Annotated in this window: 19 protein-coding genes; 13 read left to right on the top strand and 6 right to left on the bottom strand. The window is 51.6% G+C overall.

Going from position 1 to position 23,433, the window contains the following annotated elements; all coding sequences use genetic code 11:
* The first annotated feature begins 5 nt into the window (after window positions 1–5).
* Window positions 6–956 carry an AEC family transporter gene (locus ACE99V_RS00335; RefSeq protein ID WP_400488955.1) on the top strand — a complete coding sequence of 317 codons (951 nt, stop codon included), beginning with the start codon at window positions 6–8 and terminating at the stop codon, window positions 954–956.
* 126 nt (window positions 957–1,082) lie between these two features.
* On the opposite strand, the gene ACE99V_RS00340 is transcribed toward ACE99V_RS00335, so the two are convergent.
* Entirely contained in the window at window positions 1,083–1,850 is a 768-nt protein-coding gene (locus ACE99V_RS00340; RefSeq protein ID WP_400488956.1) for a DUF3050 domain-containing protein, read from the bottom strand.
* Between the two features lie 194 nt (window positions 1,851–2,044).
* Here ACE99V_RS00340 and ACE99V_RS00345 point away from each other — a divergent pair, with 194 nt between their 5' ends.
* The 3 genes from ACE99V_RS00345 to abc-f all read left to right on the top strand — a co-directional run bounded on the left by ACE99V_RS00345 (window position 2,045) and on the right by abc-f (window position 6,966).
* Window positions 2,045–3,739 (top strand): methyl-accepting chemotaxis protein, encoded by a 1,695-nt coding sequence (locus tag ACE99V_RS00345; RefSeq protein ID WP_400488957.1) that lies wholly within the window; start codon window positions 2,045–2,047, stop codon window positions 3,737–3,739.
* Between the two features lie 126 nt (window positions 3,740–3,865).
* Entirely contained in the window at window positions 3,866–4,630 is a 765-nt protein-coding gene (locus ACE99V_RS00350; protein ID WP_400488958.1) for a stalk domain-containing protein, read from the top strand.
* Window positions 4,631–5,043: 413 nt separating this feature from the next.
* Window positions 5,044–6,966 (top strand): ribosomal protection-like ABC-F family protein, encoded by a 1,923-nt coding sequence (gene abc-f / locus ACE99V_RS00355; protein WP_400488959.1) that lies wholly within the window; start codon window positions 5,044–5,046, stop codon window positions 6,964–6,966.
* A gap of 55 nt (window positions 6,967–7,021) precedes the next feature.
* Here the strand turns inward: abc-f and ACE99V_RS00360 are convergent, their stop codons facing one another.
* Window positions 7,022–8,188 carry an MFS transporter gene (locus tag ACE99V_RS00360; RefSeq protein WP_400488960.1) on the bottom strand — a complete coding sequence of 389 codons (1,167 nt, stop codon included), beginning with the start codon at window positions 8,186–8,188 and terminating at the stop codon, window positions 7,022–7,024.
* A 166-nt stretch (window positions 8,189–8,354) separates the two neighbouring features.
* On the opposite strand from ACE99V_RS00360, the gene ACE99V_RS00365 reads away from it, so the two are divergent.
* Window positions 8,355–8,747, top strand: a complete 393-nt coding sequence (locus ACE99V_RS00365) for a hypothetical protein (RefSeq protein WP_400488961.1) — start codon at window positions 8,355–8,357, stop codon at window positions 8,745–8,747.
* Window positions 8,744–8,941, top strand: a complete 198-nt coding sequence (locus tag ACE99V_RS00370) for a YqgQ family protein (RefSeq protein ID WP_400488962.1) — start codon at window positions 8,744–8,746, stop codon at window positions 8,939–8,941. Before ACE99V_RS00365 ends, ACE99V_RS00370 begins: the two co-directional genes overlap by 4 nt.
* A 121-nt stretch (window positions 8,942–9,062) precedes the next feature.
* Here ACE99V_RS00370 and ACE99V_RS00375 read toward each other — a convergent pair whose 3' ends face one another.
* Window positions 9,063–9,224: a hypothetical protein gene (locus ACE99V_RS00375; RefSeq protein ID WP_400488963.1), complete on the bottom strand. Its 162-nt coding sequence runs from the start codon at window positions 9,222–9,224 to the stop codon at window positions 9,063–9,065.
* Between the two features lie 121 nt (window positions 9,225–9,345).
* On the opposite strand from ACE99V_RS00375, the gene tkt reads away from it, so the two are divergent.
* Entirely contained in the window at window positions 9,346–11,352 is a 2,007-nt protein-coding gene (tkt, locus tag ACE99V_RS00380) for a transketolase (protein ID WP_400489070.1), read from the top strand.
* A gap of 227 nt (window positions 11,353–11,579) precedes the next feature.
* Here tkt and ACE99V_RS00385 read toward each other — a convergent pair whose 3' ends face one another.
* Window positions 11,580–12,035 (bottom strand): DinB family protein, encoded by a 456-nt coding sequence (locus ACE99V_RS00385; protein WP_400488964.1) that lies wholly within the window; start codon window positions 12,033–12,035, stop codon window positions 11,580–11,582.
* 280 nt (window positions 12,036–12,315) lie between these two features.
* On the opposite strand from ACE99V_RS00385, the gene ACE99V_RS00390 reads away from it, so the two are divergent.
* Window positions 12,316–14,814 carry a transglycosylase domain-containing protein gene (locus tag ACE99V_RS00390; RefSeq protein WP_400488965.1) on the top strand — a complete coding sequence of 833 codons (2,499 nt, stop codon included), beginning with the start codon at window positions 12,316–12,318 and terminating at the stop codon, window positions 14,812–14,814.
* Between the two features lie 101 nt (window positions 14,815–14,915).
* The gene (locus ACE99V_RS00395) at window positions 14,916–15,266 is read left to right on the top strand and encodes a hypothetical protein (RefSeq protein ID WP_400488966.1); all 351 of its coding nucleotides are present in this window, start codon (window positions 14,916–14,918) and stop codon (window positions 15,264–15,266) included.
* Between the two features lie 314 nt (window positions 15,267–15,580).
* Here ACE99V_RS00395 and ACE99V_RS00400 read toward each other — a convergent pair whose 3' ends face one another.
* A complete protein-coding gene (locus tag ACE99V_RS00400; protein ID WP_400488967.1) occupies window positions 15,581–17,785 on the bottom strand; it encodes a histidine kinase dimerization/phospho-acceptor domain-containing protein in 2,205 nt (734 codons plus the stop codon).
* Window positions 17,763–18,455 (bottom strand): response regulator transcription factor, encoded by a 693-nt coding sequence (locus ACE99V_RS00405; RefSeq protein WP_400488968.1) that lies wholly within the window; start codon window positions 18,453–18,455, stop codon window positions 17,763–17,765. The genes ACE99V_RS00400 and ACE99V_RS00405 overlap by 23 nt, the downstream gene beginning before the upstream one ends.
* Before the next feature lie 666 nt (window positions 18,456–19,121).
* On the opposite strand from ACE99V_RS00405, the gene ACE99V_RS00410 reads away from it, so the two are divergent.
* The 4 genes from ACE99V_RS00410 to ACE99V_RS00425 all read left to right on the top strand — a co-directional run bounded on the left by ACE99V_RS00410 (window position 19,122) and on the right by ACE99V_RS00425 (window position 23,432).
* On the top strand, window positions 19,122–20,729 hold the full coding sequence (locus ACE99V_RS00410) for an ABC transporter substrate-binding protein (protein ID WP_400488969.1): 1,608 nt from the start codon (window positions 19,122–19,124) through the stop codon (window positions 20,727–20,729).
* A gap of 66 nt (window positions 20,730–20,795) precedes the next feature.
* Window positions 20,796–21,734: an ABC transporter permease gene (locus tag ACE99V_RS00415; RefSeq protein WP_400488970.1), complete on the top strand. Its 939-nt coding sequence runs from the start codon at window positions 20,796–20,798 to the stop codon at window positions 21,732–21,734.
* Window positions 21,735–21,746: 12 nt separating this feature from the next.
* On the top strand, window positions 21,747–22,637 hold the full coding sequence (locus ACE99V_RS00420) for an ABC transporter permease (RefSeq protein ID WP_400488971.1): 891 nt from the start codon (window positions 21,747–21,749) through the stop codon (window positions 22,635–22,637).
* A gap of 21 nt (window positions 22,638–22,658) precedes the next feature.
* Window positions 22,659–23,432, top strand: a complete 774-nt coding sequence (locus ACE99V_RS00425; RefSeq protein ID WP_400488972.1) for a sensor histidine kinase — start codon at window positions 22,659–22,661, stop codon at window positions 23,430–23,432.
* Window position 23,433: the final 1 nt, after the last annotated feature.

The raw sequence follows: 23,433 nt of genomic DNA on the forward strand, positions 1-23,433 counted from the left end.
ACCATATGATCGAGATTACGACGCTGTTGACATCTGTCTTTATCATGGCTGTCATCGTGGGAATCGGCTGTCTGCTTGGGCTTCGCCACCCGTTGACGGCCGACTCCCGTCAGCTGATGATTGCGATGATCGTCAACGTGGGAATGCCCTGCATCATTTTGGACGGGGTGTTTCAAACGACGATCGACGGCCGATTGATGACCCAAATATTTGTAATATTCGGCGTTTCCGTACTATTCAACTGTTTGGGAATTTTTCTCGGCTGGCTGGGTGCGGGCGCGATGAAGATGCCGGACAAAAAGCGCCGGGAGATGGCCATTCTCTCCGGATTGGGCAATACCGGCTTCATCGGTCTGCCGCTCTGCGCTGCCTTGTTCGGTCCCAAAGGGGCGCTGCTCGCCGCCGTGTTTGATGCCGGCCTGGACTTTACCATCTGGACGGTAGGGGTAATGATGCTCCAGGACAAATGGGCCTTTTCCTTGAAAGGGCTGAAGGCGATGGTGAATATACCGATGATCGCCATCGTCTCGGGGCTTGTGGTTGCAGCCCTCGGGTTGACGCCTCCGGATGCCGTGAAGCATTTGACCGGTACGCTGGCCAAGATCGCTTCCCCACTGGCGATGATGTACGTCGGAATGCTGCTGCCCGGCCTTTTGAAAAACAAGCGACGCGTCTCCCTGCCCCAACTGGGTCTGCCGCTGTCCCTCAAGCTGTTCGTCTTTCCGCTGGTAGCGGCCCTGCTGCTGTCGCTCTTTGCGATTGACGATGATATTACACGGATTGCCATGATCCAGGTGGCGATGCCGACGATCGCTCTGGCGTCCATTTTGTTTGCCCGCTACGCGGCCGACGAGGAAATGGGAGCAATGACTACCGTTTTTTCCACGCTGCTTGGGATTTTGACCATCCCAGCCGTCATTCTGGTGGGCAGTTTCATTCTTCAGCACAATCCGTGATCTTGTTGATGGTACAAGGTTTGTCCGAAAGAGGGCGACAGTAAACCGATTTCACAGGTTGTCGAGAAGTTCTCGACAACCTGTATTTCTTTTCAAGTTGCCCGATATTTTTGTGATCGCGGGTTATTACGAGGCTTCTCGTCTCTTCAAATCTTCCAGTACGCCGTCCCACAGCCCAATCCGCGACTGCAGAGATCGTACGGCAGTCTTTTCCGCTTCAGCGATCCGCCTGGGGTCGCCACCGCACAGGTGGTTGAGCAGTTTTTCCGCAAGGGGGCCGTGCTCGTCGCCGTCCAGTTCGATGTGCCGGTTCAGGTAGTACACCAGACGGTCGATGGCCTGGCCGCGCTGTATTAACTCGTTGACCAGCACCTGAAACATGTCCGGAATAATGTCTTCCCGCCCGAAGAAAAAGGCAGCACACACTTGGTGGGTTTCCCCGTTTTCCGCTAACTCCAGTGTCTGGGTGACAAACCGGAATACCGATTCCGGAACCTCCGCGACTCTGAGGGCGTCATGCAGGGAACGCCCCGATTCAAGCTCAGTCAGGAATCGTTTGATCGGTCCGGTGTCAGCGCCGCACTGCTCCATTGCCTCCAGATAGAGATGGAAGTGGCTGATGTATCCGCCCCGTCCGTCTTCGTCCGTCTCTTCCCCGAGCACAATTTCGTTGATAAAGCGAGCGTATTGCGCGTGCTTGGACGGCATCCACGGAACAGTGGTGCAGGTCAAATCCTGCTGCAGCCGTTTTAGGAGGCTCATGAAATCCCAGACGGCAAACACGTGATGCTGCATGAACACTTTTACCTTGTCCGGTGTGTCGATGGCGCCGTACACAGGATGCTGAAGCAATTGCTCGCGGATCGATTCCAACTGTTTTGTATCTATACTCATGTGCTTGATGCCCTCCCACGATTGGTAAGTCGTCCTTATTATGGCATAAAAGAAAAGCAAATCAAAAATCACTCGGTGCTTTGTCACCGAATTGTCCAATTCCATTAAAATGTGTTGCGAAGGAAACAGGTAATATTTACAATTTGGATGATTGCAAATCATGTCGACAAGTTGTCGAAAGGAGGAGGTTGCTTTTGAAATTATCATCCCTGTTAAAAATGATGAGCGCTGTCGTCATTGTGCTTTCGCTTATCACCATGGCAAGCATTTTCATGCTGCGCCTGAGTTTTAACGAACAGCGTGAAGCTGTTGCCAGACAGGCAGAATTCAAGCAGCTGGGATTGGATTTGGTAAATGCTTCCCTATATTTGACAAATGAAGCGCGGGAATATTCCATCTTCGGTGAGGTGGTGCACTTCGACAACTACCAGCGTGAAGTGACGGAAACCAAAACGCGGGAAAAGGTACTGCAGCGCCTCGCCGAATTAAACGCTCCAAAGGAGGAGCTGGATTTAATCAAGCAGGCCATCGCGAACTCCAACGAACTGGCTGCACAAGAAGAAGAGGCGTTTGCAGCGGTGAAAGCCAAAGATCTTCCCAAGGCCCGTTTGCTGATGTTCGGAAGTACATATCAAGCGAAGCAAAAATTCGTCATGGATCCGATCATGATGTTCCAGGAGAAGATGAACGCCCGGGTCAAAAGCGAAGCGGACGCGGCTATCCAACAGTTCCACCTGATCCAGTGGATCGCCAGCACGCTTGTCTTTGTGCTGATCACCCTCATTCTCTGTACGTTCTACCTCCTCCACCGCAAAGTGACCAAACCGCTGCAGCTGGTGACCGAGGTGGCCAATCAGGTGGCTGAGGGGAATCTGCAGGTGGCTGTACCGGAGATCAAAAAGAAGGACGAGATTGGCATCCTGGCAGCAGCGGTCAACCAAATGGTGGTAAATCTCCGTCAAGTGATCGAGCAGGTGACGCTGTCCACGGAACAGGTGGCAGCCTCTTCCCAACAGCTCTCCGCCAGCATCGAGCAGTCGACCGCGACCACCACGCAAATCGCCAAAACGATGCAGGAGGTGGCGTTGGGAGCGGAAGCCCAGGTGCAGGGGGCGGAAGCGGGAGCAGCTTCCCTGAAGGAACTGGCCGAGGGAATTCAGCGAGTGGCCGAAACGTCATCGGTCGTATCCGATGTATCCCGGCAGACAGCAAAAGAAGCAGCAGAGGGCAACGAATCCATCGAACGCGCCGTGCGCCAGATCGGGCTGATCAGTCACTCCGTGAACGACCTCGCAGCTGTAGTAAAGGTGCTGGATGAGCGATCAGAGGAAATCGGCCAAATCGTCGAAGTGATCAACAGCATATCCGCCCAGACCAATCTGCTGGCGCTCAACGCAGCGATCGAAGCGGCACGTGCCGGCGAACAGGGCAGAGGGTTCGCTGTCGTAGCCGACGAAGTGCGAAAGCTGGCGGAACAGTCCCAGGCATCGGCCAGCCAAATTGCCGGTTTGATCCATGATATCCAGGTGGATACGGCTCGCGCCATGGAGGTCATGGCCGAGGGAACGAAAGAAGTGGAGGTTGGCCGGGACGTGGTGGAAGAAGCGGGACAAGCGTTCCGCCGTATTCTGGAGGCGGCTCAACAGGCGGCCGCACAGATTCAGGAAGTGTCAGCGGCTTCCGTTCAGATGACAGCGGGCTCCCAGCAGGCGGCTACTGCGGTGGAGGAAATGACGCGGATTGCAGCCCAGTCAGCGGACCATTCCCGAATGGTGTCCGGAGCGTCCGAAGAGCAGCTGGCGACGATGCAGCAGCTTTCCGCCACAGCCGAGTCGCTCAGTCACATGGCCCAGGAGCTGAGCGACGCGATCAAAACGTTCAAATTATGATGGCAGACCTGATTGTTGCATGCTTTCTTCCGAACAGGGGGAAAGCTTTTTTTATGAAACATTTGGCTGATTCAGGCAGTCTTATCCTATAACAGGCAAAACTGTCATCATACGGAGGGAACGCAGATGAAAAGAACGAAATCGTGGGCCTGGGTCATCGCAATGCTGCTGCTCCTGGCCACTCCGGCCAGCGCGGGCGCCGACACCCATGTGCTCGTTACCGTGAACGGACATGTAAGCCAGTTGAAACACCCGTCCCTGCTGGTGAACAGCCGTACGTACATCAGTGCCGAGGATGTCGTCAACCTGATGCACGGCTCCTGGAAGGTTAACGGGAATACGGTGGTGCTCCAGCTCAGAGCAAAAACACTTTCGTTCAAGACAAGCAGGAGTGAAGCGGCTGTGGGCAGTCAATGGACCAAAATCGATCAGGGCGCCATCCTTCACAACAAGGTGATCTACCTGCCGATGCGCTGGGTGTTTGAACAGGCGGGCTTAAAAGTGGAGTGGAATTCTCAAGATCGGATGGTGACAATTGTGGCGCCGGAAGAGTACGACGCAATCAAGCTGGTAACCAGAGATGAACTTACCCCTGAAGAACAAATCTTTGTCAATGAGGTGAAGAAAACCAAGGGGATTCATCGGAAAGGCAACCTGTATGTCATCGCCCGGGGGGAATCTCCCAATCCTGGTTATGGCTTGAAAGTGGCAGGTACGGAGCAAAGCTGGGAACAGGTAAAGGTTTACGTCAAACTGACCAAGCCGGAACCGGGTCTGATGTATCCTCAGGTGATCGCCTATCCGTACCTGATGGCTCGCATCGATCTGCCTCTTTACACGACCGTCCGTTTTCTCAATGCCGATACGAAAAAACCGCTCTTTGAAGAATAACAACCGTATGCTATACTGGCCGATATGGAATATTGATCCTTGGTTAAGGAGGTGCAAGGTACATGTTCGGTTCTGTTCAGGCGTGGTTTGTGGTTGAAATCACCAGTATGACCCATGCGTTTTTTTGCCAAGGGGGTAGTCTGCCCTTTTACGGTCATACAACCGAACGGAACGAATGAAAAGGCGTACCATGCATCCGGTTACAACCGCACTTTTTGTCTGAAACGTGTGATGCCGCAGGTATGTGCCTGCGGCTTTTTTGGTGTATAAGAATTTAAAAATTTGGACATCCCATACAGCCGCTAGAAAAGTGTTCGGGGCCCCGCCCGGCGAAGCGTTAGCTAATGCCGGGTGGGTTTTCTTACGTTCCGGCGCATTTGCGGAAAAGGGAACATGCCAAGGAGAGATGAGACATGATACTTGCAGCAGCTCAACACGTTTCTAAATCATATGGCGCCGATCCGGTTCTGACCGACGTCACCATCGAAATCAAGACGGGAGATCGTGCCGGTATCGTCGGGCCAAACGGCGCTGGAAAGACGACCCTGTGCAAACTGCTGGCCGGATTGGAACAGCCCGATCAGGGAGAGATATTCCGCGCGAAGGGGACGGTCTGGGCGTATTTGCCGCAGAGGCCGGAATACCCCGCGGAGTGGACGGCGCGGGACGTGGTTGCCAGCGCGTTTGAACGAACCCTGGAAATCCAGGAAGAAATGAGCCGTGTCGAACAGCAGTTGGGGGAAACGGGTGATCAGAGCGAGAGACTCGAGAAGCTGATGAATCGCTACCAGTGGCTGCAACAGGAATTTGAGCGGATGGACGGGTACCAGTGGGAAGCGCGAATGGCGCAAATTACGGAAGGATTGGGGCTTTCCGATGCACTGCTGGCTACTCCCTTTGCGCAGTTAAGCGGAGGGGAACAAACGAAAACAGGTCTGGCCAGACTCCTCTGCCAAGAGAGTGATGTGCTGCTTCTGGATGAGCCGACCAACCACCTGGATGTGGAGGCGATGGAGTGGCTGGAGCGTTTTCTGCGGGATTATCGGGGAACGGTTCTGGTAATCTCTCATGACCGCTACTTCCTCGATGCCGTGGCGACTTCCATCTATCACGTGGACGGCGGCGAGGTGGAGTACTATCCCGGCAACTACAGCACGTTCATCAAGGAACGGGAAGAGCGGCTGCTGCGCCAGTTTGCGGAGTATCAGGAACAGCAGAAGAAGATCAAAAAAATGCAGGAGACGATCAAGCGGCTGAAGGAATGGGGGAACCGTTCCAATCCTCCCAACGAAGCGTTTCACCGCCGGGCCAAAAGCATGGAAAAAGCGCTGGCCCGCATCGAGCGAATCGAGCGTCCCCGTCTGGAAGCGGAGAGAATGGGTCTTGTTTTTCAAAAAACGGAACGCAGCGGCGAAGAGGTGCTGGTCGCCGAGAAGATTTGCAAGTCGTTCGGAACCAAAACGCTGTTTCAGGGAGCCAGCCTGCTGCTGCGCTACGGCGAGCGCAAGGCGCTTCTGGGTCCGAATGGCTGCGGTAAATCGACGCTTTTGAAAATGCTTCTGGGAGAAATGGTGCCTGACGCCGGGACCGTACGCATCGGAAAAAGCGTCAAAGTGGGCTATCTTTCTCAGCAAGCCCTTGAAGGGGACCCGCAGCGCCGTGTCATCGACGCGTTTCGTGAGGCGGCGGCGATGCCCGAGGGAGAAGCGCGGCATCGGTTGGCCAGGTTTCTGTTTTACGGCGAACAGGTGTTCAAACGCGTAGGGCAGTTGAGCGGCGGGGAGCGAATGCGTCTTCGTCTCGCTCAATTGATGCATCAGGAGATCAACCTCCTGGTTCTGGATGAACCCACCAACCATCTCGACATCGAGGCGCGGGAGACGCTTGAGGAGGCGCTCGCCGATTTTCGCGGTTCTCTGTTCATCGTATCCCACGACCGCTACTTCCTGCAGAAGATGGTAGACGGCGTGTTCTGGGTGGAAGAAGGGCGCCTCGTGCATGACGTGGGAAGCTATGACGAAGCGAGGGAAAAGCGGAAACGGCGGATGATTGAAGCGGGGGAGACGCGGAGTGCAGAACCAGCTTCTTTCATAGAAATGGACGCAGTCCTTCCGCCCAAGCCCGCAAGGCCGGCGAAAAAGGTGAATCCCTTCAAGCTGGCCCAGCTGGAGCAGGCGATTGCCGAGCGGGAAGCGAAACAAGACGAGCTCTTTACCCTCCTTTCCGGGGGAGAAACCGACTACTCGGTGCTGATGAGCTGGCAGCAGGAGCTGGAACGCGGTGAGCGGGAATTGGAGCAGCTCTATCAGGACTGGAGCAGCATGCAGGAAGCGTAAGAGGGAAAGGCCCTTCCAAAATGACAGGAAGGGCCTTCATTCAAAACCATGGTTGTTACTGGCTCGTCGGCTCCGGCAGGTAACGGTAACGGCTTCGGAACAAGAGGAAGATCAGCGCCATCAGTGCGGCTCCAAGCAGAAACGGTCCGTTTTCATTCCATTGGTAAATGGCTCCGCCGACGAGTGGCCCGAGGATTCGGCCCAGGCTGTCCATCGAGCTGATGGCACCGGTTGTGATGCCCTGCCCCTGTGTGGTGCGCTGGGTGATCATCGCGGTAGCCGTTGCCCGGATCATGCCCTGACCCGCTCCAAACAGCGAGAGGTTCAGCGCAAAGCTCCAGAAGCTGTCCGAGTACAAGATGGCGAGGAAGCCCGCAGCGTAGAGCAAAAGACCGATGGAAAGCACGGATACCTCGCCCAGCCGCTTCACCATCCTGCCGATCAGCCCCCCTTGCACAAAGGCGGAGATAGTGCCCATGACCAGAAACATGTACCCCAGGTCTTTGGAAGTAAATCCGTACAAATCGTTTATGTACAGGGCAAAGGTCGTCTCCAGACCGGCAAAGGAAAACGAGACAATAAACAGCAGCGTGTAGAGCAGGGACAGGGAACCGAACAAGGCGACCAGCGGATTGCCTCGTTTCTCCCGACGATGCTCTGCCCGTTTTTCAGGAGGCAGGCTCTCCGGCAGCGCGAATAGAACGACCAGCAGCGTCAGAAAGGCGACCCCTCCGGAGGCGAAAAACGGATATGCGAACTGATAGGTGCTGAGCAGCCCGCCAATGGCCGGACCGAAGACGAAGCTCAGGCCGATCCCCGCTCCGATGATCCCCATCCCCTTGGCTCGTTCGGAAGGGGGGAAGAGATCGGCAACCATCGCGCTGACCGTAGGGATTGCGGCGGCGGAGACGATCCCCGCGATGATCCGGTAGATCAGCATCTCCGTGTAGCTGGTAGCGAGCCCGAACAGGATGAAGGTGACGGAGAAACCGAGCAGGCCCAAGGAAATAAGCGGCTTTCGTCCGACGCGGTCGGAAAGCGCTCCCCAGATCGGAGCAAAGAGAAACTGCATGATGTTGTAGCTGGCGAACAAGATGCCGATTTGCAAGGAGGAAGCCCCCACCTTTTCGGCGAAGAAGGGAAGGATCGGTATGATTATGCCAAAGCCCAGCATCATAAGAAATGCGATCAAGAATAAGAGGGCGAGATGCTTCTTATTCACAACGTATACCTCTTTCAACCAAAAATTGTTTTGCTGTTTTCCACCTTACGGGAAGCCGCGGTGGAAGTCAAGCCGCGAAGGCGGGACGGAACATGCTGCGACGTGTTATAATAAATAGGGCGTCTGCATCGTTCACAATCATGAACAATACGAGGTGTTTGGTGTAATGTCTACCGCGATGATGTACTATCTGGCATGGCAGGAAGATGACTGGCTCGACGAGATTCTCGACAGGTTCCCGCAGGTGAACGCGCTCGTTCCCACCGCCAAGACGTTTCAGCAGTTGAAAGAGCAACGGAGCGAAATGGAACGGGTTGTGATCGTCCTGAACGCGGCGTATGAGCAGGATAAAGGCAAGGAGTTTCTTCGCTTGCTGGCAAACGACGAGCAGTTGTCCGCTGATCCGCTGTACATCGTCGGTTTGAAACCGGAGGAGGCGGACGAGTGGCAAACCGCTTATCCGCACGCCAAGATTATCGTCATTACCGGGTTTGCCGTGGAATTCGACTATGATTCCGTCCTGGCGCAAATGGAGGCGGACTTGGAGGGAGCGCATTGAGCGGAAAACAAGACAAGTTTGACCTGAAGGAATTCTTACGTCGCTATGGAATCTTTATTTATACAGGCGATCCTGAAGGCGATTACCTGCTGATAGAGGACGAGATTCGCGAACTGCGCCATCTGGGTTTGATCGACAACGAGGAATTCATCCAGGCGCTGGCTGCGCTGAAAGAAAGACGGACCAAGCAGTGAAAGGGCGGATTTCCGCCCTTTTGTTGTTTTTGTCATGCGATTGTTCCACAGCGTTCGAAGATCGTAGACGCATGTACTGGGAGTTCTGGCTCTGCTGTATCTGGGAGTAAAACGGCAGCATTCACATCTGGCTGTCTTCCCCCGAGTGATGGTTTTCCAGCGACTTCTCCCGCAGCTTTTTGTTCCGCGCTTTGAGGAACGGAGAACTGCTCATCGCCATGAACAGCATGCCGAATCCGGCCAGGCCGGTAATGATTCCAAGAATCAGGTAGACCGTTGACATGATCATTCAACTCCTTTCTGCACCTCTGAATCAAACCATTTGCCTCCATGAAAACTATGGTATAATGGAACAGTCGTTTTTGAACAAGTTTCGATAAAAAGCAGGGAGGATATGCTTGGATATGACTCAGCAAACGTCTGTAGATCAATTGGCGATCAACACCATACGCACGCTCGCAATTGACGCGATTGAGAAGGCCAATTCCGGTCACCCGGGAATGCCGATGGGAGCCGCGCCGATGGCTCACGTGCTGTGGAGCCGATTCATGAAGGTAAATCCGTTCAACCCTCAGTGGATTGACCGCGACCGGTTTGTCCTTTCAGCCGGACACGGTTCAATGCTATTATACTCGATGCTGCATCTCATGAAATATGATGTTTCAATGGAAGATTTACATCATTTCCGCCAATGGGGCAGCAAAACCCCTGGCCATCCGGAATTCGGACACACGCCAGGCGTTGATGCGACTACCGGTCCTCTGGGACAAGGGATCGCCATGGCAGTGGGAATGGCGATGGCGGAAAAGCATTTGGCGGCTGTTTACAATCGCGAAGGCTTTGACATCGTCGATCACTACACGTACGTGATCTGCGGCGACGGCGACCTGATGGAAGGCGTCTCCAGCGAAGCCTCTTCCCTGGCTGCTCACTTGAAGCTGGGCAAACTGATCGTTTTGTACGATTCCAACGATATCTCCCTGGATGGCGAGCTCTCCCGCTCTTTCTCGGAAAACGTCGCCCAGCGTTACCAGGCATATGGCTGGCAGTATCTGCGCGTAGAAGACGGCAACGATCTGGACGCGATCGAAGCGGCGATATCCGAAGCAAAAGCCGACTTGAATCGTCCAACATTGATCGAAGTGAAGACCGTCATCGGTTACGGAAGCCCGAACAAGGGCGGCTCCAATGCATCCCACGGCGCTCCGCTGGGCAAGGATGAAGTAAAACTCACGAAAGAAAACTATCAATGGCCGCATGACGCGGAATTCCACGTACCGCAAGAGGTGGCTGACTATTACGCCAACCTGGCGGAAGCGGGACAAGAGCTGGAAGCGGCATGGCGCGCCCGTTTTGCCGAGTACGCCAAAGCATATCCACAGCTGGCTCAGCAGTTCCAGACAGCCGTCTCCAACCAGCTCCCGCAAGGCTGGGATGCTGAACTGCCGACGTATGAGACCGGTGCCAAACTGGCTACCCGCGCAGCTTCCGGAAACGCAATCAACGGTCTGGCGAAACGCATTCCGTTCCTGATCGGCGGTTCCGCAGACCTCGCGCACTCCAACAACACCGTGATCAAAGGAGAAGGAGACTTCCTGCCGGGCAGCTACGACGGCCGCAACATCTGGTTTGGCGTCCGCGAATTCGCCATGGGGGCGGCTCTTAACGGGATGGCGCTGCACGGCGGTTTGAAAGTATACGGCGGTACGTTCTTTGTCTTCTCTGACTACGTCCGTCCGGCGATCCGTCTGTCTGCCCTGATGAAGCAGCCGGTTGTGTACGTGTTTACCCACGACTCCATCGCTGTTGGTGAAGACGGACCGACCCACGAGCCGATTGAGCATCTCCCTTCCCTGCGGGCGATGCCGGGCTTGACCGTTCTGCGTCCGGCCGATGCGGTTGAAACCAACGAAGCGTGGAAATACGCCGTTTCCCGCACAGACGAACCCGTCGTGCTGGTGCTGACCCGTCAAAACCTGCCGGTGCTTGCCGAGACGCAGGAAAAGGCGGCGGAAGGCGTAACCAAGGGAGCGTATGTGCTTGCTGACGCCCCGAACGGCAACCCGCAGCTGATCCTGCTGGCGACCGGTTCCGAGGTATCGCTCTGCATGCAGGCGCGTGAAGTGCTGGCTCAAAAAGGCATCCAGGCCCGAGTGGTCAGCATGCCAAGCTGGGAACTGTTTGAGCGCCAGCCGAAGGAATATCGCGACAGCGTCATTCTCCCTGAAGTAAAAGCCCGTCTCGCAGTTGAGATGGCTGCTCCGCTGGGATGGGAGCGTTACGTCGGCGACGGCGGCAGCGTCATTGGAATCAACCAGTTCGGCGCCTCCGCTCCGGGCGAGCGCATCATGAAAGAATACGGCTTTACCGTGGAAAACGTGGTGGCGGAAGCGGAAAAGCTGTTGAAGTAGCAGATAAAAGCCTGTATCTTACGTGATTGGTTCATGTAAGATGCAGGCTCTTTGTTCGTGTATAAGAATTTATAAATTTGGACATCCCATACAGCCGCTAGAAAAGTGTTCGGGGCCCCGCCCGGCGAAGAAAGGGACCCCACTCGGCTCAGCGATAGCTAACGCCGAGTGGGTTGAGGATAGCTCATGCCGGGTGGTTTTTTCATGTGAAAAAGGTGGCATTTCTTTCAATGAAGGGCTTTGAGCATGGCACTGATGGTACCCGCGTGATTGCTTTCGTGAACGATATTTGCCATGAGAAGTTCTCCCACGGTTTGGGCGTTTAAGAAGTTGTCCTTGACCGGGGCATCCAGCTTTTCACCAAATGCGGCTCGAATATGCTCCGGCTGTTGTTTCAGGTGGGCAAGGATCTCCTCCCAGGATGGCGCTTCCCCTGTCCATTCACTGGGTTTTGTTTTGTTGCCGAAAAACGTTCGGTAGGAAGCAGGTAATCTCATTTCATTGCCGGACAAACCATATATCAGGCCATCGGTTACGAATAGAATGTGACCAATCTGCCAGTGCAGGTGATTGTTAAAACCTGCGGGAATAACAGTTCGTTTGTCTTCGGGACAAGTCTCCAGTTTCTTCAGCCACTGTTCTCTGGTTTTTTCAAACATTCCGAACAAAAACGCTTCTCTCATCAGGGTTCCCTCCGTATATGGAAATGAAATGGGTATCGTTTCCATTTTATCGATCCGATCATGACGAAATCAAGTCGGGAAGAGCGGCAAAGTGCAGGATAGAACAGCACAAGTTCTCGTTAAAAGCTTGTTCCGTCAAGCGGTGACAGGCTTTTTCCAGTGACAAAACTGCGCAAGTATGAAATCATAGACAGTGGTCTGCTGCATTTGGAGCCCAGAAACTTTTTTGGAATTTTCCCGTCTAAAAGGTGGGAGAGAGAAAGAAACCAGGAGGTACCCAATGGCAACAAAGGCCCAGAAACTTGCAAAGAAGAAAAACAGCTTGCTTCTGTTTGCCGTTTCATTTCTTGTCTTTTTGCTCCTGAGCGTTGTCGGCGGCTATTTTGCCCTGCTGTACGCCGGTGAGCAAATGATTGATATGAGGAAACTGGAAGACATCAAAAACGAGGCGTCGGTGATCTACGACAAAAACAACGACGAAGTAGGCACTCTGAACGTCAGCGAGACTCGCGAATATATGCCGATCAGTCAAATGCCGAAGCATTTGATTGACGCCTTCATCGCAGTCGAAGACAAACGCTTCTTCGACCACAAGGGCGTCGATATCATCCGGGTGGCCGGAGCGATCGTCAATGATATCAGAAAAGGCACACTTGCCGAAGGCGGCAGTACGATCACGCAACAGCTGGCGCGAAACGTATTCCTCTCCCAAGAGCAGACCTTTTGGCGTAAGACCAAAGAGATCAGCATCGCGATCGGCCTGGAGCGCAAGTTTTCCAAGGACCAAATCATGGAGATGTACCTGAACAAGGTATACCTGGGGAAAGGGAAATTCGGCGTGGAGGCGGCCGCACAGTACTACTTTGGCAAATCGGTTACCGATAAAAACTTTACCGTGGCGGAGTCAGCTGCTCTGGCTGCCATTCCGAAGGCGCCGACCTACTACTCGCCGTTTGGCGATCCAGAGAAGGCGAAGGAACGGCGCGATACCATCTTGCGACTGATGTACGAACAGGGCTTCATTACCCTGGAGCAAAAAGAACAGGCGCAGAAAGAACCGATGCCGGAACGCAAGACAGAAGAGAAGGCCGGCATGAAAAAAGGCTACGAGGCCTATGTAGACTACGTTGTACGGGAAGTGGAAGAGAAGTTTAAGATTTCCGAGGACGAACTGTACCGGGGAGGCTGGGAGATTTATACTTCCCTTGATCCGAAGATGCAGGATGCCATGATTCGCGCCTACGAGAACCCGAAAAATTTTCCGAAAGACGGCGCGAAGCGGTCCGTGGAGTCCGCGATGATTGTCGTCGACGCGAAAAACGGGGGAATCGCCGCGATGATGGGCGGACGCAACTATCAGCGAAAGGGCTGGAACCTGGCTGTAGACATGCGCCGGCAACCGGGCTCGACGTTAAAACCGCTGGCTGTGTACGCCCCGGCACTGGACACGAGGGACGATTTGAACATCCACTCGTCATTGAGCAACCAGCGGCAGAGCTTTAACGGCTACAAGCCGACCAACTACGATGGCGTATACAGCGACAGTGTCGATCTTTCCCGTGCCTTGATCAAGTCCATGAACGTTCCGGCCGTCTGGCTGTTGAACGAAATCGGCGTGGAAACAGGGGTGGAATACCTCAAGAAGTTCGGGATCACACTGGAGCCGCAAGACCGAAACCTGGCCATCGCTCTGGGCGGATTGTACAAGGGAACGTCGCCGCTTGAAATGGCTCAGGCATACACTGCCTTCCCGAACGGCGGTGTTGTCTCCAAGGCTCACGCGGTGGTGAAGCTGAAAAATCAGCGCATGGGCTATGAGCAATCGGCAGAACCAAAGCAGGATCGAGTACTCAAGCCGCAGACGGCATGGGACATCCATACGGTTCTGGAGCGTGCTGTCAACGAAGGAACAGGGAAAGCAGCGCGGATCAAAGGCCGCCATGTAGCGGGTAAAACCGGTACGACCCAGTCCGCAATCGGCGACAGCAGTGTCAACAAGGACGCCTGGTTTGTGGGCTATACGCCGGAATACGTCTCTGCGGTCTGGATGGGCTTCGACCAAGAGGACAATCAGCACCTGATGCGTCAGGGCAGCAGCATGACGGCGAAATTGTTTGCCACGGTTTTAAGCGAGGGGCTCAGGGGCGTGAAAGCGAAAGACTTCGAACGTCCGGATGGCGTGAAGGAAGTAGAAAAGCCGATTGAGTTCACTCCTCTTCAACTGGCTGCAGACCTGACGCTGGACAACGGGCAAATGAAAGTCGTCCTCAGCTGGATCGGCGGCAGTACAGAGGGGAAATTCTCCTATGATCTCTATCGTTTTGTAGACAGTGTGGAGTCGAAGCAGCTGATCGCTTCCGGTTTGACGGAAATGTCCTACGTTGATACGGTGAATGAGCCCAATCTCTACAAGTACATCGTCGTTCCTCGAGATGAGAACGGCACAGAGGGGCCTCCGTCCAACGTAGCTGAAATCAGCATGACACAGCTGGAAAACCTGCTGCAGCAGGGTGAACTGCATAACGACGAGAACCTTCAGGAGGGTGAGGTCCCGATTGAGGGCGAAGAGAGCGGCCAGGATGGCGGCATTCAGGACGGTCAAGACGGCGGCAGTGATCAAGAGAACGGCGGCACTCCGGAACAGCCCGATCCGGGCACACCGGTGGACGGCGGCAATGGACAGCCGACTGACAACACACCGATCCTGCCTCCTGACATTGAACTCCCTCCGCAGCCTGGGAAGGGAGTTCATCCTCCGTCAAACGGTACGAACGGATGACGGGTTTTCGGGAGAAATGGAAAGGTTTCAACTATTTTCACATTTCCGCCTGCGTGGTACAATAATCAGTAAATCGGGAGAGAAGACAGGAGGGACTGTCTATGACTAACTTTGCACAGATAGATTTAAAGGCTTTCTTTGAGGAAAAACTGCAACGCGCCAAAGTGAACTTTGAACGTGCTCTCGACTGTAAACATACCGATTTCGATGATTTGTACCCATATATGAATGAGCAGCCCCAATTCTTTTGGTACAAACGCTACGTGGCCTGGTCCGAGCTTCTGACCGTTGTTAAGTTGGCGGAGGAGTTGGGAATCGATTGGACGTACTGGTTCAGTGAGCAGCAAGTCCAGTTTGTCCAGGGAAAAGTGCTGCAAGGGAAAGTGCTGGATCAATGGTATCCGGAAGAAGATAATCGACACGAAGAAACCCTTAGCCATATGGAAGAATAGTCAGCAAAAAAACGTGTTCCTTCTTTGGGAACACGTTTTTTGTTGCCTGTTTTGATAGAAGAAGCCTGTTTCCAGATGGAGCGACTAGCGTAGCCCAACCTAGCGGAGAAACGCATTCGCGGGCATGAGGAGCGTCACTCTGAATGAACTGCGGAGCGGCTACTGCATTGGCGCTCCCCCGCGAATGGTTGCGGAGCGGACAGTCTATGCATCCTTGAAGGGCGTAGACCGGAGCGAAGATCGGAAACAAGCTTCTTCAGCTGCAGCCACTTTCTCGACACCCTGTAGCTAACCTACCTTGGTAAGCATTACTCCTATCTAGTGTTTACGAACACGGTTACCTTGAATAAATCACCATCGACTTCAATCTCTAAGCTGCCTTCATGAAGGTCAATAATCGATTTGGCAATGGCCAGGCCAAGTCCAGATCCCTCTGTATGGCGGGAGGTGTCGCCCCGTTTAAATCGTTCAAACAACTCCTCGATATTTTCTCCGAGCTCGTATTTCGTCACATTTTTAAAGGTGATGACGACTTGATTGGGGATCGTTTTTACAGAAATATAGACTCTCGTATTTTCTAAGGAATACTTCAGGATATTTCCGATCAAGTTGTCGAACACTCGCCATAATTTTTGTCCATCGACGAGGGCATAAACCGGCGTATCCGGAGTTGTTACGCGAAATTGCAACGAGGATTCGTCTATTCGATCGGCATATTCCGCAAGGGCCTGCTGCAGCAGTTGGACGAGATCAACCTTTTCTTTCATCAGCTCCACGCTGCCGCTGGCCATTTTGGACGCTTCAAACAAGTCATCAATGAGAACTTTTAAGCGTTTCGATTTGCGGTCAATAATTTCGATATAGGAATTTCGCTCTTCCTCTGACAAGTGAGGCGTCTTCAGCAGCTCCGTGTACGTGATAATCGACGTCAACGGAGTGCGCAGGTCATGACTCACATTTGTAATCAACTCTGTTTTCAGCCGTTCGCTTTTGGCCTGTTCCTTCTGTGACGTTTTGACCCCATGCTTTAACAGGTTGATATTCCCGGCAAGAGTGGCTAAAGCGGATTTTCCTTTTACAGGCAAGTCGGGCTCCAAATTGCCGCGGGCGAGCTCGCTCGTATGCAAAACAATCTGATTGAAATATCCCGTACGTTTGACGATGAAAAACAGGATCGGCAGGGCAACCGCGGCAAGTCCGAGAGCATAGAGGGGCAAAAGAACGGGTTTCATCAATGCGACGATCGACCCTGCACCAAAAACAAAGACAATCGATAACAAGATGAACACCTGCGTACCGATTCGCCGGATCAGGAAGGCTTGCTGGATCCCCTTGCAAGTCCTGTACAGGATACTTTTTTGCCACTCATCCCTAAGATTTGTTTCATCTTTGATACTTGTAAAAAGATATTTCCCCTGGACAAGGGTGAGCGCAATGAAAACGGCGGTGATCCCCAAATCAAACAGGATTTCCGAGAGATAATCATACATGAATTCATGAAGGGGAAAGGGATGATTCCTCACCAGCTTAAAAAGGGTTAACAAACCGCTGAATGCCAGAATTCCCGCTCTTACATCGAGGGGCACCCGGTTGTAGTAGGACTGCCAACTCTTTGGTGCGATGATTTGGACGACGGGAATCTTTTTCAGCAGATAAAGGCTGATGAGAAAAGCAGTGATCCCGCTGACGGTGTACAGATAAAAGACCTTTTGTTGATGTTGAAAGTCGTAATAGTCGGGCAAAACCGCCCCTGCAGCAACCGCTGACTTCGGCACGGCAATCTGACCTTCAAAGATACCTGCTTTTCTGGCGGATAGCAAATGATCCAGATACGAAGAACGTCCTTCTGTTGAAAGATAGCCGAACGCAGATGATGGATAGGTGCGAATAAAGGCCATATCTTTCGGGTTGATCACCTGATCTTTGGAATCACCCTGGGTTGTATTTACATTCGTATATACCTTTCCGGTTTCGGTATCCTTTACATAATAGAGAAATACCCCTTTGTATTTCACAAAATCCGCCCGTTGGAATTCCATCTCCCGATAATAGTCGTCAATTTTCTGTTCTTTTTCTTTGACGATCTTGGCTCGGACGTGCTCGTCGCTTTGAAAATTCATGGTAATATCTTCAATTTTCCTGTCCCGTTCTGCGATATAGGCGTTCGCAACTTCCTGGTTCCTTTCGGCTCGCGCTTGCTGAATTTTGTCTTCATATTGAGCTTTAATATTGGAAATCTGCTCTGCCAGGTCTCCATACCGATAACGGTGCTCTTCAATTTCTTCAGCCGTCACGGTAATCAACTTTTTGGCTTCTTCCTTCGGTATATAATTCCATTCAAACACGCTTACCAGATCGATAAAATGCTGCAGCTGACCTTCAAATTGATCGGTCTGAAAATAATCCTTTTGGATATAGTCCCTTCCATGAACGAACCCCGTCATGATGCCGCTCAGCCCATGGGAAAAGAGGAGCAGCCAAGCAACCAGCATCCATCTATTTTTCCATTTTGTATCCAATTCCCCATACCACCTTTACATATCTCGGATTCTTTGGATCAATCTCAATTTTTTCGCGAATTTTGCGAATATGGACTGCTACCGTGTTTTCCGCGTTATAGCCGGGCTCTTTCCATACGCGCTCGTAAATTTCGTGAATTGAAAACACTCGGCCTGCGTTCTTCATTAATAATTCCACGATTTTGTACTCAATCGGGGTTAACTTGACAACCTCCCCGTGAAGAGTAACCTGTTTGGCTGATTCATGTAAAGAAAGACCATTCAAATGGATCACTTTTTCTGCCCCTTCATAGGTCCCCAACGTCACATACCTTCTTAGCTGGGATTTCACGCGAGCAATCAATTCCAACGGATGAAACGGCTTCGTGACATAATCATCCGCACCAATCTGAAGACCTAATATCTTGTCTGTCTCCTCACTTTTGGCACTCAAGATGATGATGGGAATGTTTTTTTCCTCACGTATCTTCATTGTGGCCGCGATCCCGTCGAGTCGTGGCATCATAATATCTAACACGATGAGATGAATGTCATGCTCATGCAATTTTTCAATCGCTTCGATGCCGTCATTGGCTTTTATGACTTTGATTCCATCATTTTTGAGATAGATTTCGATCGCATCGCGGATTTCTTTTTCGTCATCGACAACTAATACTGTGTAAGGATTCATGTTCTCTCCCTCCTTTCAAAAGGATAGCTTGATTGATATGTTCTACATTGTAAACGGCCTTTCTTAAGATCAAGCAAGAATAAATCTTAAGACTTTCTTAAGAACAGCAGAATGATTATGAAATAGTATATCATCGCGAAATCCATGATTGATCTATCGGTGTTTACCAGTTCGTCTGTGAGACAAAAAAAAAGCACTCCCAAAAGGTTTTGGCAAGTGCTTGGGTATATCAGAGAGGGAGTAGGTTTCGCCCGTTGGCCCCGACGCAGAGCGCTTTTAAACAGTGCTCTTGGTATTATCCCCTTACGGTAGAAAGTGAAAAAAGAGTTCATGATATCATGGATTCATCACTGTTGGCCGGAGGGGACTTTTTATGCCACCAAAGAAAGGGCAGTGATTTACAATCTAACGGTTTCGCCGTGATTTCTTGCTCGTGCTAGGGATACTTGTTCCCCACAGCTGAAGTCCTAAAAATGGAAGAAACCTTTATCAAGCGTCATAGTCGGGATCGAATCACAAACAAGGCGGCATTGCTGATAGTCTCCCCTTTTCAGACGTAAAGATGATTAGAATGTTTAGAATGGATGATTAAATATTAAACCATACAAATGAAGAAATTGTTTATATTGTATTACAAATCAGAAAATAAAGGGGGAAAACAGTTTCATGTTGAGAAGATCATTTATGGCTCTGCTGGCCTTTTTGCTGCTGTTAACAGCCGCATGTTCCAGCGAAAAGCCGAGTTCCGGGAATGAATCATCCGGTGGACAAGCCAAAAATGGCGGAGAGGTAACCTTTGCGCTGCCGGCTGACATCGTTTCCCTAGACCCTGCTTTTTCTTATGATTTCACCACAAACCCTGTGGTCAATCAAATTACCGAAGGACTTCTAAAATTCGATCAAAACTCCAAACTGGTGCCGAATCTGGCGGAAAGTTGGGAAAATCCCGATCCGACTACGTATATTTACCACATCCGCAAAGGCGTCAAGTTTCAGGATGGAACACCGATGACAGTGGATGATGTCATTTTCTCGATGGAACGAACGAGAGACCCGAAAACGGCATCTTATCTGGGATGGATGTATGGAAACGTAGATAAAATTGAAAAGGTGGATGACAACACCGTCAAAGTTACTCTGAAAAAACCGGACGCCCTTTGGCGCTATGTTGTGGCAACAACGGCAGGACATATCATTAGCAAAAGTTATTACGAGAAGCACAAGGACACGTTTGGCAAACCGGACGGCGGAGTGATGGGCACCGGACCGTTCAAATACGTAAGTTGGCAAACGGGTTCTACAATCGAACTGGCGAAGAATGAATACTACTGGGACAAGTCCGGCGGTCCCTATCTGGACAAAGTAGTGTTCAAAGTCCTTCCGGAAGGGACAACACGTGTAACCGGCTTAAAAACGGGGCAGATCACCGGTATGATTAATGTTCCCCTGGACTTGCTGCCGGTAGTCGAAGGCATGGACAATGTAAACATTCAGTACGCTGACAGCTTTTTGAACGACTTTATCGCTTTTAACACCCAAAAGAAACCGTTTGACGATCCCAACGTGCGCAAAGCGATGAACTATGCGCTTGACAAGAAAAAGATTTTGACGGAAATCGTTAAAACAGCCGGTAACGAGGCCAAAGCTGTTCCGGTCGGACCCGCCATCTGGTTGTTCAACCGGGATAAATGGGAAGCGGCGTACAAAGAGCTGCCTGACTATGCCTTTGACTTGGAAAAGGCGAAAGAATATTTAGCCAAATCAAGCGTTCCGAATGGCTTCCATGCAAAGATTTTGACGGACAATGAGACGATTCGGATCAATGCTGCACTAGCCCTGCAAGCAGCCGTTAAACCACTTGGCATTGATTTGGAAATTGAAAAAGTGACAGGTGAAGAACTCAATACACGAGCGTTTAGCGGGGCGCGGGATTACGATATCATCGTCAATGCCTGGGGTTCTGATTTCCCTGATCCGGTCGGCAACCTGACGCCGGTATTCCATTCCAGCAACGCCGGCGATGGCGGTTCCAACTTCGGCAACTATAAAAATCCGAAAGTGGACGCCTTGCTGGATCAGCAGATCACCTTAACCGACGATACCAAGCGTTCCGAATTGATGATTGAAGCCATGAAAATCATCGCTGAGGATTCACCGTGGATCATGATTGACCATCCGAAACAAATATTGGCTGCAAGCAAAAATTTAGAAGGTTATACGATTACGCCTCTGTGGTACTGGGATGCATTTACCAAGAACATGAAGCTGAAATAAACGTATTTTTTGGGCGAGGGGCAAACTTGTTTGTCCCTCCAACTTTCCTTTTATGAGGTGACGCAAGTGCTTAACTATGTCATCAGGCGACTATTGTTTTTGCTTCCGGTATTATTCTTCGTCTCCGTTCTTATCTTTGGTTTGTCTCATCTGGCTCCGGGCGATCCCGCGTTAATTATGGTTGGAGGTAAGCAAACGTCACCAGAAGTTCTTGAAAATATCAGAGAGAAGTACCATTTGAACGAACCCATATGGAAGCAGTACATTTACTGGCTCGGAGATGCGCTGCATGGCAACCTGGGCGAGAGCTTTAAACAGAAGCAGCCGGTTTGGGATATGATCGTCGAACGATTGCCGCTTACCTTGCAACTGGTGATCATGAGTACGTGCATCACCTTGTTATTTGCCGTACCGTTTGGGATTGCGGCCGCTGTCAAAAAAAATACGTGGGTTGATTACGTCATGTCCCTGTTCGCGTTAGCCGGCGTTTCTTCCCCGATCTTTTTTACAGGCGTGTTGGCCGTCCTCCTTTTTTCATACAAATTGGACTTACTTCCCGCTTTTGGCACAGGGGATAACTTTATAGAAAATCTGAAATATATGTTCCTGCCTTCCCTCGCCCTGGGAATCAACATGATTGCGCTAAGTTCGCGGATTACAAGAAGCGGGATGATCGAAGTCCTGCAAACGAACTATATCCAGACAGCCATCGCAAAAGGGATACCGAAGCGGACGATCATCTTTAAACATGCATTGCGCAATGCGTTGATTCCGCTCCTTACGGTAACCGGATTGCAAGTAGGCTTTTTAATGGTGGGAACGGTCCTGGTAGAATACACGTTTGGCATCGGCGGACTGGGGAGCCTCATCGTTCACGGGGTGCAAAGCAGCGACTATCCGGTTGTTCAAGGCACGACATTGTTTATGGTAGTGGTATTCCTTTTGATCAATTTGCTGGTAGACGTGCTATACGCGGTGATTGACCCCAGAATTCGTTATTCGTAAGGAGGGAGAGTTGTGGCACAAGTGGAAACAACGGTTTCGGCGGCTGCGCCTGTCCGAAAGCAAAAGCGGGGATCCATCTTCAAGTCCTCCTTTTTTAAGAATCGCTTGGCTGTAGCTGCCGGTGTGGTTATCGTTGTCATAGTATTCATGGCCTTGTTGGCCCCGTTTCTAGCACCTTATGATCCAGACAGCAGTGACTTGGCGAAATCGCTGCAAGGGCCGTCCGGGGATCATCTCCTCGGTACGGACAAACAGGGGCGAGACATTTTGAGCCGTGTGATTTACGGCGCGAGAACAACGATGCTCGGCTCCGTCTTTGTTGTCTTGATTTCACTGATCATTGGCGTGCCGCTCGGCCTGATTGCCGGTTATTACGGAGGAAAGATAGACAGTCTCATTATGCGTGCGTGGGATGTCTTACTGGCATTTCCCGCTCTTTTGCTGGCGTTGCTGATCGTAGCCGTATACGGACGGGGGCTGGAGAATGCGATCATCGCGCTGGGTGTGGTCTACGTCCCCATGATCTCACGGATAGTCCGATCCGTCACGCTGGTGGAAAAGTCGCAAACGTATGTAGAAGCAGCCAAAACACTGGGAATGTCCAACCTTCGCATCATCTTCCGGCATATTCTTCCAAACTGCATGTCTCCCATACTTGTCCAAGCTACAATTGATTTGGCTTATGCTATTCTAGACTTAGCGGCGATGAGTTTCCTGGGGCTAGGCGTGCAGCCGCCGATGGCGGATTGGGGAGCCATGTTAGCGGAAGCAAGAGAGTATCTGCTGATTGCTCCTCATGCGGCCCTGGCTTCCGGATTCGCCATTATGATCACAGTTATATCCTTTAATTTATTTGGTGACGGCTTGCAGGCCCACTTTGATCCGAAGCAAAGGAAGGTATAGCTGTAAAAGAGGTTGTGCAGCATGATTCTATCGGCTACATCATTTACCTTTATGATTGTTTTTGGGATTGTTGGCGGGGTAGTCAGTCTGACGACGATCGTTTCTTTGCTCATCTCCGAGAAAGAAAAAGAATACTTGCGGGCGGAGCAGCGGCAAACGGAATTGGAAGGTCTGTTGAGAGAAATCCGTTTTCATCACCTTTCATCCCAAATCCAGCCCCATTTTCTGTTCAATTCCTTAAACGCCGTCTCTTCCTTAATCAGGATCGGAAAACATGAAGAAGCGGTAGAAGCGACCTATGTCATCTCTTCCCTGCTGCGTTATTCGCTGCGCAGCACGGAAGAATTGGTCGACCTGGAAGAAGAGCTGTTTCATGTCACCCAGTTCCTGAAAATCCAACAACTGCGCTTCGGCAAACGACTGGATTGGGAGATTCAGATGGATGAGCCAAGCAAGCGGGTGAAAATTCCGTTGTTGATGATTCAGCCTCTTGTGGAAAATGCATGCAAATATGGCATTGAACCGAAAATGGATGGAGGAAAGATCAGGATCATCGCCACGTCCGGGGATGAAGGCCTGCAGATCAAGATTATCGATGACGGTCTCGGGATCAGTCCGGAAATTGTCGAAGAGTTTAACCGCTGGAAAGAGCGAGAGCAGGCAACCGTATATCTGGGAATCGGACTGAAAAATACGCAGCAACGCTTGCGCCACTACTTTGGAGACAAGGGAGATTTGCACATTCAGGCTGCTTCCCCTGGCACAACATGTACCATAACAATTCGGGAGGTTTGAC

Origin of the sequence: Brevibacillus soli (genome assembly GCF_044759095.2) — a bacterium.
Lineage (GTDB): Bacteria > Bacillota > Bacilli > Brevibacillales > Brevibacillaceae > JBIYSM02.